Genomic DNA, 16,642 nt, shown 5'->3' with positions numbered 1-16,642 from the left:
GTGCGCCGGACCAGTTGCTCAGCAGGCCGATCTGAGCCTCGTCCGGCGCCAGGGGATCCTCTTGTTGCAGGTCAGGAAGGGTGACGCCGTTACGAGGGTCGTCCGGCGGGATGGCCCATGCCTGCCCGGGCAGCAACGTGGAAACGAGCAGCCCCGACACAAGCAGGCCGGCAACGCGTGCGCGAAGACGGCGTCGGGCCCTCAGGCCTCCACTGCCGGTTCCGGGCAGACGAACAGGACTCCCAGAAACGGGCGAGGACATGCGGGCCCCCCACTTCCACTGCACTGCCCCGGCTCAACGCACGGCGACGGCAGGGAGATCGACGAATAGCCCGCCGATTGTGCAGGCAGCCAACACGCGATATCCACACTCGCCAAGGATGTGTGTCGTCAATCACGACCACAACTCAACGCAATCGGCATGCAACGCCAGTTAGGCGAACTAGCGATCCAAGCGCGCGATCACGTGACCCAACTACCCACAGCGGATGATCAAGGTCTTATTCGGTGAAAGCGACTCAAAGGGATGGTACCCAGACCGATTCGCACCCCTTTGGCCCGTCCATCCAAGAGGCTCGGCGAGCCACAACGTCTCTCGACCCTGATGTGAGACGACGTCCCGTCAATCCCGGTTCCCTCACGACGCTCGGGGCCAGTCGTGACGAAAACGTGGAGATGAGTCATGCTCTGCCCGCACACTCCTGCGCGGGATCAGAGGCGGTTGCTTTCTCGCGGGGACATCTGGAGGGGAAGGGACAGCATGCGAGCCTCGAAGTCGGCGGAGAAGTCTCCTCCCCAGGAGGTGACGGCGGCCGGAGGCTCCGCAAACCGCCGGACATCCCCGTCAAGTGGTGGGCAGGGCAATAGGAGACGGCGCCTTGCAGCCCTCGCAGCGCTGCTTGCCGTAGCAGTCGCTGTACCCGTGGGTGTGCATCTCTCAGGACCAGACTCCGAGGCCCCCAAGTCACAGGCGCCTTCGGCCAAGGCACCGATCACCGCAGCCGAGGCCCTCAAGCAGGCCAGGAAGACCGGCAAGGACGTCGAGGTCGTAGCCGAGCGCACGGACGACTCCAACACGTACGCGCAGCCCGACGGAAAGTTCCGGCTGCGCAAGCACAGCGACACGATCCGCGCCAAGGTCGACGGCGTCTGGAAGCCGATCGACACCACGCTGCAGCGCGTCAAGGGCGGATACGCGCCCAAGGCAGTCAATGATCCCCTGCTCTTCAGCGCCGGTACCTCGGGCAGCGAACGCGCATCCCGGGCCGAGTCGCGGGCCGGCCTGAGTGCAGCAGCAACACGAATGAACGCGACGACCGACGGGTGGAGTGACCTCGTCCGCCTCACCACGGGCGGCCACGAACTCGTCGTGCGCTGGCCGGGCTCTCTCCCTGCACCAGTAGTCAGTGGCAGCCGGGCCCTCTACGAGGGCGTGCGGCCAGGGATCGACCTCCTGCTCACCGCCAGGGACGGCGGCTACTCCCACGTGCTCATCGTCCACACCCGCGAGGCCGCACAGGATCCCCTCCTCGACAGGCTCAACTACCAACTTTACTCGCCCCACCTGACATTCCGGCTCGACGAGACGTCGAACGTCGTCCGCGCCGTGGACGCCGACGGGGAAGAAGTCGCCTCTTCACCCACGCCGTACCTGTGGGACTCGGCAGGTGACCCCAAAGTGACGTTGGGCGAATCAACATCACCGAGCCCCACTGAGGGCTCAGGAACCGCGCTCGAACTGCCGGGACTTGCCGGCCCACAACCCGGCAGCCACGACGCCGTCCTGGATGCGTCACTCGCAAACGACGTGCTCGCCCTGAATGTCAACCGGAAGGTGTTCGAGGACCCCGACACCGTCTACCCCGTCTTCGTCGACCCCTCCTTCAAGGGGCGGAAGACGAACTGGACACTGCTGTACGACCGGTACCGGGACTCCAGCTTCTTCAACGGCCAGAACTTTAACGACGGCACCAACGAAGCGCGCGTCGGCTACGAGTCCACCACTGGTGGCCTGTCGCGCTCCGTATTCACTTTCGAAGTCGGCTCGCAGATCCACAGAGCCCGCATTTACTCCGCATACTTCCGTGCGCTCCAGACGTACTCGTGGGGCTGTGCCCCTCGGCAGTACAACCTGCACATCACGGGAACGATCTCCAGCACCAACACCTGGAACAAGCAACCAAGCTGGTCCGACATCCAGTCCGATGCCACGAACGGTCACGGATACAAGTCAGGTACGTGCCCCGACAAGTGGGTCGGCCTGAGGATCGACCCCGCTGCCAAGAGTGCTGCGGCCGGCGAGTGGCCGACGATCACGCTCGGCCTCCGCGCTGCCGACGAAGGCGATCACAACGCATGGAAGAAGTTCCAGGCGAACGGGGAGAGTTCACCCTACATCGAGATCACCTACAACCATGCTCCGAACGAGCCGCGGCGGGACGCCATGAAGATAAGCCCCGGCGGTGTATGCGACGTAGAGGCCCCGTTCCCCACCATCGGAAAGAGCGACCTGACCTTCACCGGCACGGGCACCGATACTGACGACGACCTCGCGTCACTCCATTTCAAGATCTGGGCCACGGACAACTCCAAGGTTGTGCTGGACCAAGCCGTTGCCGTCAACAGCAGCGGGACGGCCTCGAAACTGATCCCGCACGAGAGCTTCCTCGACAAGAAGAGCTACTACTGGTCGCTTACGGCCATTGACGCATCGGGAGCGAAATCAGCTGTCGGACCGTCAGGTACCTCCGGTTACTGCACCTTCGCGATCGACAACTCAGTCCCCGGCAGTCCTGTCATCGAGTCGACCGACTTCCCCATCCAGTCCGATACAGCAGACGTCTGGTCCAAGGAACCCTTCGGTACAGCCGGAGACTTCACATTCAAGCCTCTGAACAGTGCCGACGGTGTCAAGACCTACGAGTACAGTCTCAACACCACCCTCTACGACAAGACAATCGCGGCGAAGGCCGACGGCAGTGCCCAGCTCCTCGACGTTCAGCCCCAGTACGCGGGCCCAAATACCATCTACGTGAAAGCCGTCGACGCAGCCGGTAACGAATCTTCCGGGCGTGCCTACCGCTTCTACGTCAAGCCGCGCAGCACCCTCGACAAGCCCGGCGACGTCACCGGCGAGGGCTATCCTGACCTGCTCGCCGTCGACGCCACTGGCAACCTGCGGGTGTACCCGGCCAGCGCGGGCGACGTGAACATCCACATGCCCGGTGCACACGCCAACGGAACCCTCGTGGACGACGGCTACTGGCAGGACTCGGACAAGCACGCACTGATCAGTCACACCACGGACTGGCACCCAGGTGACGGCATCACCGACGTCCTCGCACGCATGCCCGACGGCAAGCTCTACCTCTATCCCGGGGACGGATACGGATCCCTCGACGTCTCCGCCCGCCTGGAAGTTCTGCTTCCCGAAGGCGCGCCCGCCACGTCTGCTCTGACACAGATCGTTGCCGCAGAGGATGTCACCGGAGACGGAAAGCCCGATGCCGTAGCCCTGGCGGGCCAGCAACTCTGGGCGTTCACTGGATACTCGGGCGCAAGCTTCAGCAAGGCGCAGCTGATCGGCCTGAGCGGCTGGACCAGCTACGACCTGATCGGCGTCCGGGACATCAGCGGCGACGGCGTGGCAGACCTCCTCATGCGCGGACCCGACACCGAGCGCGGTCTCCTGCTCCGCAAGGGCAAACCAGCCTCAGCAGGTGGCGTCGACTTCACGTCCTTCGCCAGCGCGACCTCAGGGGCCGGTGGAGCAGAAGTGGTCTACGGCACCACAGGATGGGGACGCGCTGCGTTTCCCATGCTGCAAGGCACACCCGACGCCGGGACAGACGGGATTCCGGACCTCTGGGCCGTCAAGAGCGATGGCACGCTCCAGTTCTATCCCGGCGACAGGACCACACACGGAACCCGCAAGCAGGTGGGCGAGAGTGGCTGGACCTCTCTGAAGACCCTGGGATAAACCAGCAACGCGACTCTTCACGGGCGCCCACAGCAGCTCATGTCCCAAGAGCAGCTGCAACATCCCACACCAGGGGGGCGGCATTCCCGCCCATGGGGAGCGAGCGGACCAGATGGGCATAAGCCTGTCCGTGGGCCGGAGGAATATCTCCAGCCCACGGACAGAGTCGGAAGCCAGCCTGGCGCTGAGAACATTCGTCGACTGCTTCCCCCGAGTGCTCACGGACCTTGTGCCATCGCCGCGCAGAACCGGCCGGCGCCGGAGCGCCGGTGGCACCCGCTCCCACGGTCAGTCGTCATCGGCACCAGGGTCGGTCCGGGTGTCGGCGTACGTGCGCACCCGGACGCCTGGCTCGCCCGGCGCGCGCCAGGCGGTCGACGAGCCGGAGGTGCGCCACCGGGTGCCGATCTCCTCGATCGCGGCAAGCGCCGTGGTTTCGTCGGCGGCCGCCACCTCGATGACGACAAGTCCTGGTTCGCTGATGTGGAGGTCCTCGAAGGGCTTGATGCTGTGACCGAGGCCAGCGCTCCGGCCGTGGTTCCGGCCGGAGCCGTCTCTCACCCGAACGGGGCGAGGCGAATGTTCCATGCGACGACGCCGGCGCGTCGTCGACGATGGTCTCCTCGCAGGGGCCGTCGGCGAACACCTGAGTGCTTCGAGCTCGGTGGCGTCGAATCGGCAGCGGCGTCGTCAGTGCCGGTGACAGTGCCCTGTCACCGGTCCGCCGTCGGCGGCCTGCCCTGTCGGCCGGCCAGCCGCCTTGTTCCTCCCAGGCCACGCGGCCTCGAACAGGCAGCAGTGCACCGCGTCAATGGTGAGCAGGGGCGGCCGCCGGCCCGCACGACAGGGGGGTCAGGAAGTGACGACGTAGCAGGTGTAGGCGCCCGTCACAGTCGTGTCTGTCCGGCCGCTGCCGGTTGTGGACTGCTCGTTGGACCTGCCGGTGACGGCCCACTCGACCCCGCGGCGGCTGTCGGCGAACCACTCCTTGGGGGCAGCCGCCGCCTCACGCTCGCACTCCTCACGGGCATAGTCGAGGCCGCTCTTGACCGCTGTCTTCCCGGGCACGGTCCGGTCCACGGCGACCTGGGCGAACACCCTCATGTCGTGCGGCTTCCCGCAGTCGACGGGACGCACGACGGCCTGGGTTCCGATGGCCGCTTCCGTGGCGGCGCACTGGCCGTCCTTCAGCGTGCCCGTGGGCGCGAGCACCTTCGTGGCGTCCTCGACCCGTACGCCGTCCTCGCCGGGCGTCGGGTGCGCAGACGGGCCGCCGAACGCCGTGAGCTGGTACGACGCCTGCAGACCGGTGACACCGATCAGGTCCATCTCCCTCAGGAGCGGGTCGAGGTCGGCAGTGACCTTGGCCAGACGCCCTTCGGTATCCAGCGTGACCGTCATGGCGACGGGCTCCGTTCCCATGCCGGCCTTCGCGGTGGCCCGGGCCCTCCACGGCAGCAGCTCGGCCGCGATCTCGGGGAGCACGGTGACCCGGTAGATGCGATTGCCGTCCGCGTCGCGCTCCGGTTCCTCGCGGGGGACCGTGCGCGTGACGAGGTCGGCGAGAGTGCCGCTGTAAGGGGCCGCGTCACCGGCCGCGTGCACGGACAATGCGCTCGTCGTCTCACCGAACTCGTTGAACGCCTCGGAGGTGAAACGCAGCCACGCGGCGGCGGCCTTGTCCTTGACGTACACATCGTCGCCGGTGGTTGCCAGAGTCTGCCGGACCGTCGTGCCCGGCTTCGCGAGGAACTCGGCGGCAGGCTCCGGGAAGTCCGCGGGGACCCGGAGACTGGACGTGGCCCGTGCGGATCCTGCGGCGTAGTCCTGGCTGCCGATGGTCGTGTGCACCGCGTCGCCGGCGGCGCTCCTGTACGTCAGTGTCGCGGCGAACGCGGCGGTGCCCGCCTCCCGTGTGGCCTGCTGGGCCGCGTGGAACTGCTCGGCCAGCGGCCGGCCGTAGACCGCCTCCCCCGACGCCCGGTCCTTGTCTCCTGCCTGGCATGCTGCCGCGCCGACGAGTGTCGGGAGCAGTGCGAGCACGACTCTCCAGCGTCCGACGGTCTTCATATTCCCACCCCTTGTGCGTGTTTGCGACTACGCATACTGATTCGCATGTCGCGACGGGCGCAAGCACGGACTGATCACGAAAAGTGCAGGTCAGAATGCAGGAGGATCGCGCCGGAAGGCTCCGCTGAGACCCAGACACCACACCCGAACAATGAGCCTTTTCAGCGTTGCCTCTCCAGGGTGAGCACCGCGGCGACGGTGATCGTCATCCGGTTTGGGCTGCAGCGGCTTCGGCGGAAGATGCGCCAGGACTTCAGTCGGGCGACGCCTCGTTCGACGGGAGCGCGGGCGTGGGCGAGTGCGCGGTTCAGCGTCCGCTCGGTCGGCGTGAGTTGGCCGTTGGGCGGGCGACGGATGGCGGTGGTGACCCAGGAGCCGGCTCCGATGTAGGCGCGGTCGGCCACGATCGGGACGCCCTGGCGCTCGCAGATCCGGATGATGCGATGGGTGCGTGCGGCGGTCAGGTCATGGGCTCGGCCCGGCAGGGCCGGTGAGACCCACAGCAGCCGGCCTTCGGGATCGGTCACGACCTGCACGTTCACGCCGTGGCGTCGGTGCTTGTGGGAGTAGTCGGTGCGTCCGTCGCCCAGGCGGTCGCACTCGCTGAGGGTTCCGTCCAGGAGCACGTAGTCGGGGTCGTGCTCGCCCAGGGTCTTGAGCAGGCCCGGCGCCCGGTCGGCCAGGAGCCGCACAACCGCGGTGGTGTAGGCGTGGGCGGTGCCCACGGATATGCCGAACCCGGCGGCGATCTGGGCGAAGGTGTCGTGCTTGCGCAGGTAGACGAGAGCGACGAGGGCACGCTGGTGCGGAGGGAGCTTGCACCGACGGTCACCCTCACGGGTGACGATGAGCATCGTGACCCACTCGACCAGCGCATGAGGCAGGTCGAGTGCGGCAGGATAGGGAACCAACAGGGCTCCTGGACCGGCAGGTTGAGACTTCGAACACCTCACCCAACGGCACAGGAGCCCTGTCCGTTGCGGGCACCGACGCCATCACCCGATCGGTGGCCACGGTGAAAGGGCTCAATGATCCGGCCTGATCCAAACGAAAGACCCTAGTGCTGGGAACGTTCGCCGGGGTCAGCTCGATCAGCCTGATCGTGCTGCTGCCCACCTCCATGAGGTTTGGCGAGGGAGGCCGTCGAGTTCTCCGCGGCCGGTGCACCAGAGGAGTACCTGGGCGGGGTCTCCGGGCGGGGCGGCGGGGAAGAGCCGGTTGAGTACTGCTGCGCTCAGCGGTGCTGGTGGCAGCCAGTCCACGGACAGTCCCTGCGTGATGTCGTAGGTGTGCAGCAGGGCTTCGGCGACGCCCATCGCCGCGAACCCTTCGGGGTCGCACGGGCCCCAGTGCCAGGCCCTCAGGGTCGGATTGGCTGTGGCCAGGGCGCTGCTGAGCAGTCCACCGCAGGCGGTGACGGCCTGGAGTACTTCGACCGGCGAGGCAGTGGGGCGAACGTTCAGGTCGATGGGAAGGTAGGCGTCGGCGGGCTGTGCTGCCAACTGCCCTGCGTAGGCCAACAGGTCGTGGCCGATGTGGGCTGCTGTTTGCCAGCAGGTCCATTCGAGCGGCCCCGCCGGCACCGTCCAGTCCTCGGCGGTTTGGGGGCCAAGCACCCGCAGCATCTCTGCCACGGCGGCGTCAACGTCCTGATAGTCCATGCAGAGCTCCTCGCGGTCCGTATTGTGGGAGTGGGCTATGCCGGTTGTCGATCCTTCACGCCGCCGGGCATCTGGCACGTCCGCCCCAGCGGATGCCTTTCTCGCTGCGGATGCGGGCACGCTCTCGGCGTTGCACGGCGAGCAGTCGGGTTGGGCGGCCCGGATCGACTCCAGCGCCGCCAGGGTGTTGGCGGTGCCTTTGCGACGGCGGTTGACGCCCCACAGCCGGTCGTCGCCGACGGAGTAGCAGCCGTGGAAGTAGGTGACGCCGTGGGTGCGGTGGTAGGTCGCCGGCAGCCGGTCGGGCTTGCCCTGTTTCGTCCAGCAAGAGCCCGCGGGGGGCCGGATCCCCAGTGGCCCGAACTCGTCGGAGGCGAACACCCGGTCAGGGAAGCGCCCCAGCACCTGCTCGATCCGGGGCCTGCCCAACGCGGTCGAGACCGTCGGGACAAGCCCGTAGGAACAGCCGCTGAAAGACCGCACTGGACGCGTTCGACAGCACCTTCGACGGCCAGCTCTCCGCAGCCCGTCAGTAACCCCAATCCCGCTGGCCTCATATACGTAGCCGCTGGGTGTCCTTGCCGCCTGCTGATGATGGGCCGCTGTGTCATCGCCACATGTTGGCGCTGATTTGATCGAACAGGGTTTCCCACTCACCTTCTTCGTCTGCGAAGGGTGTCGGGTCGACAGCGGTGATCTCCTGAGTCATGCGGTCCACGATGCGCAGACGCTGCTCGTCGTCGTCCGTGTCCAGCTGCAGGTAGTCCAACCGACCCTTGTTCAGGACGATGAGCGCGTGCACGAGGCTCGATACATCCGCGTGCATCGGCTGGTAGTTGATCTCTCCCTCCGGGAAGGCGTAGATCCGCCCGTCCCGCGGGTCGAGGGCGACTGCGGCGTGGATGAAGTGCCCGAGCAGCTCCCTCTCCGCTTCCGGCGGCAGTTCGGATCCGGCGCGTGCAAAGGACGCCTTCAGGCTCGGGCCGAAACCCAGGCGTTGCGCGCTGTCGTCCTCCAGGTCCATCCGCGTGCCAAAGAACTTGCTCTCCGGAAGTCCGACGTTTGCCAGGAAGTCGGCCGTCGGCGCATGGAGGTGCCCGGGTGCTGCGTGGGGAAGGTAGGTCATGGAGGTGAGACCGAACGCCTCGATCGCGGCTTCTGGGGTGACATGGGTAAGCATGCTGAACCTGTCTGTCATCGATCGCCACCATGCGGGCGCCCAAACCAGACGGCACGTTGGCCGGATGGAGATCACCATGCACGAGTTCCACGGGCCCGATGGCTGCAAGTTCCAGGACCGCTGCCGGGCCTGACATAGCACCGTCGGGGCAAGTCGACCGTTCACGGGGGGCGCCGCCAGCCTGCGCTCGGCAAGGTGGACAGGTACCGAGTGGCCCCTGGCGCGGGAAGCGAGACCCGCAGGGGCTTGCAGTAGGGCCGCGACCTCGGGCGATTCCAAGCGGGCTGCCGCAGGGCACTTCCGGTTGTACGTCCTGCCTGGCCGTCGACACGGTGTGCCCGAGGAGTCGTCTCACCACATCCCGTGTTCCAGTTCTTCCAGTGAGAGGTTCCACTGTGATTCCTCGTCAGCGAAAGGGGTGGGGTCGAAGTCGCCGACCACCTGCTTGAATCGTGCTGACAACTCCTCGGGATCAACGTCGTTGTCGTGGTCGACTTCAAGCTTGCGGAATTCGATGAGCGCGTATACCAGGGACTCCACATCTCGATGGAGTTCGATATATCCGGTGGATCCTTCAGGGAATGCGTATACCTTCGCCGACTTGGGGTCCATGGCCACGAGGGAGGTGAACAGGTAGCCGAGCATCCACCAGGACCGGCTCTCCGCCGGACAAGGCATGCCGTAGTGGTCGAAACGGCTCCCCAGGGAGATCGCGTCAAGATCTGCGGGGTAGGGGTCCGTAACGTCTTCCCGGGAGGTGAATACCTCCGAATGCGGAAGCCCGACAGTACTCAGGAAGTTCGCCGAACGCGCATCGAATTCGATGGCCGAGCTCTGAGGGAAGTAGATGATGCTTTCCAGCCCGTAGGCTTCGATCAACTGCATTGGAGTCACAGAGAAGTTCACGCTCTAATCCTACCTCACGGTGTCGCTACTTGCCGTGGAGCTTCTTCAAGTGGTCGACATATTTGGTATGTTCCACGTTCGTTGTCTTGCCGTCCGCCTTGTAGTAGTCGGCGACGTGAGTTACTTTCGTATCGTTTCCGAAATAGTAATCCAGCCAACGCGCACATTCGGGGTTCTTTCTGCAGGGCTCCCGTTCGGTGAATACCTCGGTGAGCCCGTCCTGTTTTCCGTTGTGCAGAAGCGGGCGTCCGATCATGCGCTCGGAGTGACCGTTCTTATTGCTGTAGCCGACGAGTATTGACTCCTTGCCGTCAGGGGCGATGTACCGGCCAGCGGCGTAGTTGGTCCCCTTGTAGTCATCCCGGGCGATCCTGGCCGCCTGTGTTGCTCGCACCAGGTCGTCATTGCTGTCGAATCCGATCTTCTTCGAATCTGCCCTGCCCGGATGTTTCGAATCGGCGTAGAACTCGCTCTTTTCCTTCGGGGTGCTGGGGATCCATGCCTTCCCGTCGTTCAGCACAACGCCGTTCAGCCGGGTCTTGTCGGCATCGTCGAGTTTTTCCGTTCGCCCGTCTTCGTACAGGCGTTGCACCGACCCGTCAGCGTTGAGCAGGTACGTGCGGACATCGCTGCCGTCGACGTCCTTGCAGCTGTCGATGTCCTTCTTCTTCTGTTCGTCGGTGCCCTTCTGGTCCTTCTTGCTCTTGTCGATCTTGCCGCCGTGGTCTTCGAGGGTTTTGACCATCTCGTCGGCCTTTTTGTCGACCGCGTCCTCGGCTTTCTCCATGACGGTGGAGAGCTTGTGGAACCTGCTGTCCTTCTTCACCGACGTCTTGCGCCCGGCTCCGCCGGCCTTGAACTCGCCCTTCTTCTTGTCGAAGTTGGTGGCGGTCTTCTGGTAGTCACCGGCCGCGCGGTCGAACTCGTCGAACTCGATGACGAGGTCCTGGGCCATGTCCGCGCTGCCCATGGCCATGACGTCATGGGTACTGCCGCCGCCGAGCTTGTCGGAGAACAGCTTGTCGATCTCGGCGAGGACCTTGGCTTCAATCTTGTCGGTGACGATCGCGGTGATCTGCTCGACGGCGTAGTCGATGGCTTCCTGGATGACGAGCCGTGCGGCGCCGATAGCAGCCGCAGACAGCAGACCGCTGAGACCGGCGGTGAAGAACATGCCCACGACACCGGCCGTTGCCGCAGCGGCCGTTGTGGTCAGCTTGCCGATGATCGCGACCTTGCACGTGACGATGAGACCGGCACATTCGTCGAGGGCGCCGGCCAGGTCGTCACATCCCTTGGCGAAGGTTGCCAGGTCTCTCGTGGTGAGCTTGCCCCAGCGGCGGTCGATGGCGTTGACCGTCTCGCCCTTGCTCTTGCCGGCGACGATGTGAGAGCAGGCGTTGTTGCCTTCCTTGACCGCGTCGCGTATGCCTTCGGCCAGCTTCCGGTAGTCCTTGGCCGAGGCTTTGACGTCGTCCTCGTCGATCTGTGGCCAGTCGATGCCTATGAGGTCCAGGACCTCGACCAGGTCATCGGGCAGCGTCATCCCCATGTGTAACCCCCGTTATACGCCAACCTCCCCACCCTTCACGTCGGCTGAACAGCCGTCAACTTTGCACGTGTGAGGGTGCTGTGAATCAGACAGTCCGCAAGTCAGATCTTGGAGAGCTGTCGCCACTGTGTGATCGTCGTGGAACGAGGCAGGTCAGGGCCTCATCCATCCCGATGTAGACACGGCTGTCCGAATCAAGTGCTACGGCACGGACAGGCGGGCCAGGCCGGAACGTTTGCTGTGCACCGGTGCCCCACTGGATCCACTGCACTGCGCCGTCGCCCCAAGCCACCACGATGGACGGCCCGCTGTCCGTGACAGCGGCATCGAGGGACACCACAGGGCAGGACCGTTGCACCAAGGGCGCGGTCATGGGGGAGTGGCCTGGTGACCAGGCCCGCACAGTGCCGTCCGCGCCGCCGCTGTAGATGAGGGGTACGGCCGTCTCGCCGACGATAGGGACGCTGAGTGCGGCCAGAGACCTCACCGGGCCGTCGTGCAGCGAAGCGGAGTCTGCAACGTCTCCGAAGGCTTGCACGGTGCCGGTGGCGCCGCCCAGTGCCACGATCCCGAGGTCGAGTCCCGCGGCGTAGGCGAGCGCCGTGCCGGTGTGTTCCTGCACGGCTGCGACCAGGCGCTGGGCGCCGGTGGGGGTGTCGTCCAGCAGGGCCGCAAGGCCTGACCCCGCGCGCCGGGCGGCCCAGCTGGTGTCGGCGTGCACGTGACCGGCTTGATCAAGCAGCAGCACGGTGCCGTCCGCGGTGACCGTCGCACCGGCCGGTTCCCCGCGTCCCTGAGGCAAGCGCCCACGCGGGGAAGCGTCCGCCACGTGCACGGCCTTCACGACGCCGCCAGCACCGACCACCAGCAGACAGCCGGCGAGGGGCCCTTCGCCCAGAGCCAGCGTGGCCACGGCACCAGGCCAGGGCGGCGCCATATCCCCCCGAACCCGACTCCACTCCACACTCCAGTCCGAGCCCGCCGCGAGCTCGACAAGCACAGGCGCAAGCCTCGGATCAGCACAGTCGCCCAACACACAAAGAAGGCTCAGTGCGCGAGCCGCCGGTGACTGTTCCCTGCACAGGGACTGCCCCGCTCTCAACCAAGCGGCACGAAGCCCCCCGTGGTCACGGTCGCCGTCACTCTCGTACCCGGCAGTGACCTGCCACGGATCGGCGGCACAGACCGCCACCGGATCAGAAAGGTCCACTACCGTGTCCTCAAGCCCCGACACCGCGCTGCCTTCACCTTCGCTCAGGGACGCCTTCCACTGCTCGAAGCGACGCAGGTCCCTCCACTGCTCCAGATCCAAGTCCAGCTCCGCGCAACCGCTGCCGGCCAGACGCTGATGCGCAGGGCTACCTGAACGGGACTCGACGATCAGCCGGACATGCGGCAGACGGGCCAGGCTCAGCACCAGCTCGATGCCGTCCCCTTCGTGAAGATCGGGCAGAACGATCACCGTGCGCCGCGGGTCCCGCCCCAGCACGGCCACGAGTTCACCCCGATCACGCGCCACGACGCCAAGCTGGTCGGCCAGCGACCACACCGTGCCCCGCACGCTCCGCCCGGCGGCGGGAACCACGGCATGGACCGCGCGCTCGGCCGGAGTCCCACGCTGGCTGCCGTGGCGCACGAGCCAGGCGAGCAGCCCCGATTTCCCGCATCCCTCCGATCCGGACACGAGACACAGTCGAGGCGCCTGCGGGTCGGCAAGCCAGCCCAGCAGAGCAGCTGCCGCCGGTTCACGACCGGCAGCAGGACGTTCCCACCGCATCAGCCACGCCTCGCCTGCTCGGCAGCGTGCGTGATCAGCTCCTTGAGTCCCTCTTCGCGGGATTCAGCGGTCGCACCGTAGTCGAAGCTGTGGGTGAACTGAGCCTGCGGAAAGGTCTCCTGCATCCACACGGCACAGTAGTGGCCGGGCATGAGACACGGCTCCAGCTCACAGTAGACACGACGCACCTGGTCAGGCTGCACACCCTCCCCGGAAAGGCGGCGCCAGATCAACTCTTCAGGATGCGGCCGCCCCCGACCCGTGGCCTCCGTAACCACCTGCTTGGCACCCGCGGCATCGACATACTCGAACGCAGCAGAGAAAGGGAAGTTCAAGGTGTGCCGAATGTCGTCGAGGACACGAGGCCACCAGGACTCCCTCTCCTCGAAGGCCGCCGCATCAATCCGTCGCAGCTCCGCAGACAGATCGCGGAAGACAGCCGCAGCCTCCTCCAACCCCGAGGCCCCCGCAATCAACGGCTGTGCACGGTCCAGCGCCAGCAACGACGCACTCAGCGTCGAAACATCCGTGTTCACGAACATGTCATCCGCAACCCCCTCCAGCACGACGGCCTGAACCGCACCGTCGGGCCGCACACACAGATGCGCCAGACCGTCGAACCCGATGCGCGGCCAACTCTCCATCACGGCATGCGGCCGCGGTCCGGCGGAACGGGACGCGACAACGCCCAGGGCTACAGGCTCATCAACAAGCGGAGCGCGGAAGTAGGGACCAACGCCTACCGGTACGCCGCACTCCTCCAAGAACACCGTCGTGGCCTCCGGCAAGGGGGCACCTGACAAACTGGCCCGCCCGAATCTCCGCAGCCCCTGACGACCGAAGTGCTGAACCAGCTCGTCACGGTTCTCCGGGACGGGGGGCATGGGAACCTCGCAATACAGGCAGGCGGTTGATGGTCACAGACGACCTTAGAGGTCGCGCGGGTAGGCGTGTGCTCTGGGCAGCGGTTCGGGCGTTCGTCCCAGCGGTGGTTCGTCCAGGTCCGGCTCAAGGCTCTTCGCCATCTGGCCTCCTTCGTTGAGCGCCTCTCGGCGCTCGGCGGGCATACGACGAAGCCCCTGCGGGGAGGCAGGGGCTTCGCGGTGTGCGGTTCGGTGGGAGCAGGTGAGTGGCCCTGGCGATCAGCCTGGGGCGCGCTGACCCCTTGGCGGCTGGCTCGCGTGTCGGCGCCGGAGCGCGGCCAGCGTCATCACGATCCCGGCGATGCCCATCGCGCAGGCGGCGATCCAGTGCCGGGTCTGCTGGCCCAGGACCAGGACCGAGACGGCGCCGAACCCAAGGCCGGAGGCGGGAAGCAGCGCGGTCTTCCAGCCGGGCACGCGGCGACCGGCGAGGACGAGTGCGGAGCCCACGGCGATCACGCCCCCGCCGAACAGGGCGTACGTGTAGCGCTCGCCTGCGTCGGGAAGGCCGTAGCGCCCGCGGGCGTGTTCCTCGAGGCCCAGGTCGACGGCTCCGCCGACGGCCCAGAAGAAAGCGCTGAATGCGATCACGCCGACAGCGACGATCCACCACAGACTTCTCACGCCGGGATCCTACGGAGTACGGCGGAACTCGACCAGGGCGTCGCTCCAGCCGGCCTTGTAGGCGTGGAGCTCGCGAGCCGTGATTCGGCGTCGAGGGTGGCGAGCAGTGCGCCCGGCGTGGGTCCGGTCCACATGCCACCTGCGACTTGCCTGGATCGGGGCTTTCTCGCCCTTGTGCCCGATGCGACCGTGCAGGCCGCGTTCGTCAAGCACGGCGCGGGTCTTGTCCGAGTCGTAGCCGGCGTCCAGGTGCACGGTAATGTCGTCGGGCAGCGGTCCCAGGTCGTCCAGGCCGTCCAGGGTCGGGGCAAGCAGCGGGGAGTCGTGGCGGTTCGCTCCGGCCAGCACGCGGCCCAGCGGAATTCCATACCCATCCGTCATGCCCGAGCGTTTCAGGCCTTGCTTGCCGCGATCGACCGGGGAGCGCCCCGCGACCTCACCGCCGCCGGGAGCTTTGGTGATGGAGCCGTCGACGGCGATCTGGTCGAGGATGAGGCCGACGATCCGGTCGGTGGGACGCTCCCTGTTCACCGGCTGCCTGGTGGTGCTCGCCACCGGTCTCGCCGCAGCCGTCGCCATCGGGCTCCTGCACCGATGACCGTCTGCCCCGTCGCGCATCGGTGCAGGTCTGCCCCTGCCGTCCAACAGAACAAGCGGTTGGACCCTGGCCGACGGAACGGCACCCGTGCCTAGGCGCTGCGGTGCAAGCATGGCGCCGTCGTGGAGGCTTGGGGCGAGGAGGACTCGGTACATGTGGGTGGCGGAGGAGTTCGAGGAGCAGCATGCCGGGTATGCGGGCGTGGTGCTGGCCGATGGGAGTGAGCCGCGTCCGGTGTATCTGGATTTGGGCAGTGGGTCGTCGATGCAGAGCACGCGCGAGTGGTGGGCGTACACCGGCCGCTTTGGGCGGCCGAAGGCGGCCGGCATCCGTGGTGCGTGCGCCTGCGGCTGGCGCGGCCCCGACTATCCGATCGACTGGCACCGTCTCGCCGACGAGGACGAGCTGGATGATGCGGACCTGTCGGGCCCCTACCGGGACTGGGCGGCCCACATCGCCACCGTCGAACAGCAGACGGTGCCGCTTCCCGTGGACATCACCGATCTGATCGACCGTCTCCACACCCGCCTGGGCATGCTCGCCGACGACCACCCCGCCGCGGCCCTGCGCGCCGTAGCCGCACTCGAGCGCCTGGCCCGCAACGCCGGCCGCACTGCCGCGTACCGGATCGACCCGAGCACAGACCACTGGGCGGACGAGCTCTCCCGCCATCTCGGCACCACCCCGGACCGCGCCCGGTCCCGGGTCCAGCGGCACCTTCTCGGTCCCTGACCCGGGCGGCGCGTGGTCATCCGCGGGGCCGCCGCGTTGGCCCAGGAGGCCGGAACGAATTCCTCGACTCGAGAGTTTCACCGTCCAAGCACGTCGCCCTCGCTCCCTGGCAACGCCCCCTGCGCCCCGGTGCGCTCCGCGCCGTGCCGGGGCGCAGCTGTCTCCTCGTGCCGCCGTCCCCAGCCGGCCGCTCGCGGACCCTGGGGACGGCAGGTCGATGCACCGTCGGGTGCGCGACGGTACCGGGGCGGCTGCTTGCCGCGCGTGCGCGGCCGCGTCCTGTTCGCTGCCTCGGGCACGGTGCGAGGTCTGGCTAGTGCCATTGAATGTCAGCGAGATTGTCCAGTGGTTCTCGCTCTGCCAGTGTTTCGGGCACGACGAGTGTGTCTGCCTTGCGCAGGGGGGCGGGGAAGCGGAGGTGGCCGCGTTCTTCGATCTCGTTCAGGTTGACCTGGAAGACGCGGAACTCGTCGAGTTCCAGGGCTTCGAGCTGGTTGAGGTTCTGTGTGAGCAGGAAGGCCTTGGCCTTGAGTTCACCGTTTTCAGAGAATGCGATGACTTTCCAGTACTCGCGGGGGATCTGGACGTCGCGGAAGAAGCGGTCGTCCTCTTGGAAGACCGGACCGCCGAACGCGCTCAC

At 66.6% G+C, this 16,642-nt stretch carries 13 protein-coding genes and 2 pseudogenes; 2 read left to right on the top strand and 13 right to left on the bottom strand.

Annotated features, from left to right (window positions below; genetic code table 11):
* The first annotated feature begins 922 nt into the window (after positions 1-922).
* Entirely contained in the window at positions 923-3,979 is a 3,057-nt protein-coding gene (locus ACWD0A_RS31495; RefSeq protein WP_451303659.1) for an FG-GAP repeat domain-containing protein, read from the top strand.
* A 288-nt stretch (positions 3,980-4,267) separates the two neighbouring features.
* On the opposite strand, the gene ACWD0A_RS31490 is transcribed toward ACWD0A_RS31495, so the two are convergent.
* From ACWD0A_RS31490 to ACWD0A_RS31435, 12 genes and pseudogenes are all read right to left on the bottom strand, one after another.
* Positions 4,268-4,567, bottom strand: coding sequence for a DUF6207 family protein (locus ACWD0A_RS31490; protein WP_451303657.1), 300 nt, complete (start codon positions 4,565-4,567; stop codon positions 4,268-4,270).
* A 264-nt stretch (positions 4,568-4,831) separates the two neighbouring features.
* Complete coding sequence (locus ACWD0A_RS31485) at positions 4,832-6,049, bottom strand: hypothetical protein (RefSeq protein WP_451303655.1); 1,218 nt, start codon at positions 6,047-6,049, stop codon at positions 4,832-4,834.
* 161 nt (positions 6,050-6,210) lie between these two features.
* Complete coding sequence (locus ACWD0A_RS31480; RefSeq protein ID WP_451303653.1) at positions 6,211-6,960, bottom strand: transposase; 750 nt, start codon at positions 6,958-6,960, stop codon at positions 6,211-6,213.
* A 180-nt stretch (positions 6,961-7,140) separates the two neighbouring features.
* The gene (locus ACWD0A_RS31475; RefSeq protein ID WP_451303671.1) at positions 7,141-7,710 is read right to left on the bottom strand and encodes a maleylpyruvate isomerase N-terminal domain-containing protein; all 570 of its coding nucleotides are present in this window, start codon (positions 7,708-7,710) and stop codon (positions 7,141-7,143) included.
* Between the two features lie 135 nt (positions 7,711-7,845).
* A pseudogene (locus ACWD0A_RS31470) lies at positions 7,846-8,127 on the bottom strand (IS630 family transposase); the annotation flags it as partial.
* A gap of 190 nt (positions 8,128-8,317) precedes the next feature.
* Complete coding sequence (locus ACWD0A_RS31465) at positions 8,318-8,908, bottom strand: SUKH-4 family immunity protein (protein WP_451303651.1); 591 nt, start codon at positions 8,906-8,908, stop codon at positions 8,318-8,320.
* Positions 8,909-9,241: 333 nt separating this feature from the next.
* Complete coding sequence (locus ACWD0A_RS31460; protein WP_451303649.1) at positions 9,242-9,796, bottom strand: SUKH-4 family immunity protein; 555 nt, start codon at positions 9,794-9,796, stop codon at positions 9,242-9,244.
* Between the two features lie 25 nt (positions 9,797-9,821).
* On the bottom strand, positions 9,822-11,348 hold the full coding sequence (locus tag ACWD0A_RS31455) for a nucleic acid/nucleotide deaminase domain-containing protein (RefSeq protein ID WP_451303647.1): 1,527 nt from the start codon (positions 11,346-11,348) through the stop codon (positions 9,822-9,824).
* Positions 11,349-11,433: 85 nt separating this feature from the next.
* Positions 11,434-13,032 (bottom strand): WD40 repeat domain-containing protein, encoded by a 1,599-nt coding sequence (locus tag ACWD0A_RS31450; protein WP_451303646.1) that lies wholly within the window; start codon positions 13,030-13,032, stop codon positions 11,434-11,436.
* A 92-nt stretch (positions 13,033-13,124) separates the two neighbouring features.
* Complete coding sequence (locus tag ACWD0A_RS31445) at positions 13,125-14,009, bottom strand: nucleic acid/nucleotide deaminase domain-containing protein (RefSeq protein ID WP_451303644.1); 885 nt, start codon at positions 14,007-14,009, stop codon at positions 13,125-13,127.
* A 258-nt stretch (positions 14,010-14,267) separates the two neighbouring features.
* Entirely contained in the window at positions 14,268-14,672 is a 405-nt protein-coding gene (locus ACWD0A_RS31440) for a hypothetical protein (protein ID WP_451303642.1), read from the bottom strand.
* A gap of 9 nt (positions 14,673-14,681) precedes the next feature.
* A pseudogene (locus tag ACWD0A_RS31435) lies at positions 14,682-15,182 on the bottom strand (transposase); the annotation flags it as partial.
* Positions 15,183-15,423: 241 nt separating this feature from the next.
* Here ACWD0A_RS31435 and ACWD0A_RS31430 point away from each other — a divergent pair.
* Positions 15,424-16,002, top strand: coding sequence for a hypothetical protein (locus ACWD0A_RS31430; protein WP_451303640.1), 579 nt, complete (start codon positions 15,424-15,426; stop codon positions 16,000-16,002).
* 313 nt (positions 16,003-16,315) lie between these two features.
* Here ACWD0A_RS31430 and ACWD0A_RS31425 read toward each other — a convergent pair.
* Positions 16,316-16,642 (bottom strand): DNA/RNA non-specific endonuclease (locus tag ACWD0A_RS31425; protein WP_451303638.1); only part of this gene is annotated, 327 nt, incomplete at its 5' end.

It is taken from the genome of Streptomyces sp. NPDC002867 (assembly GCF_053591895.1).
The sequence above is the reverse complement of the archived record's forward strand: the minus strand, read 5'-3'. Positions and strand labels throughout refer to the sequence as shown.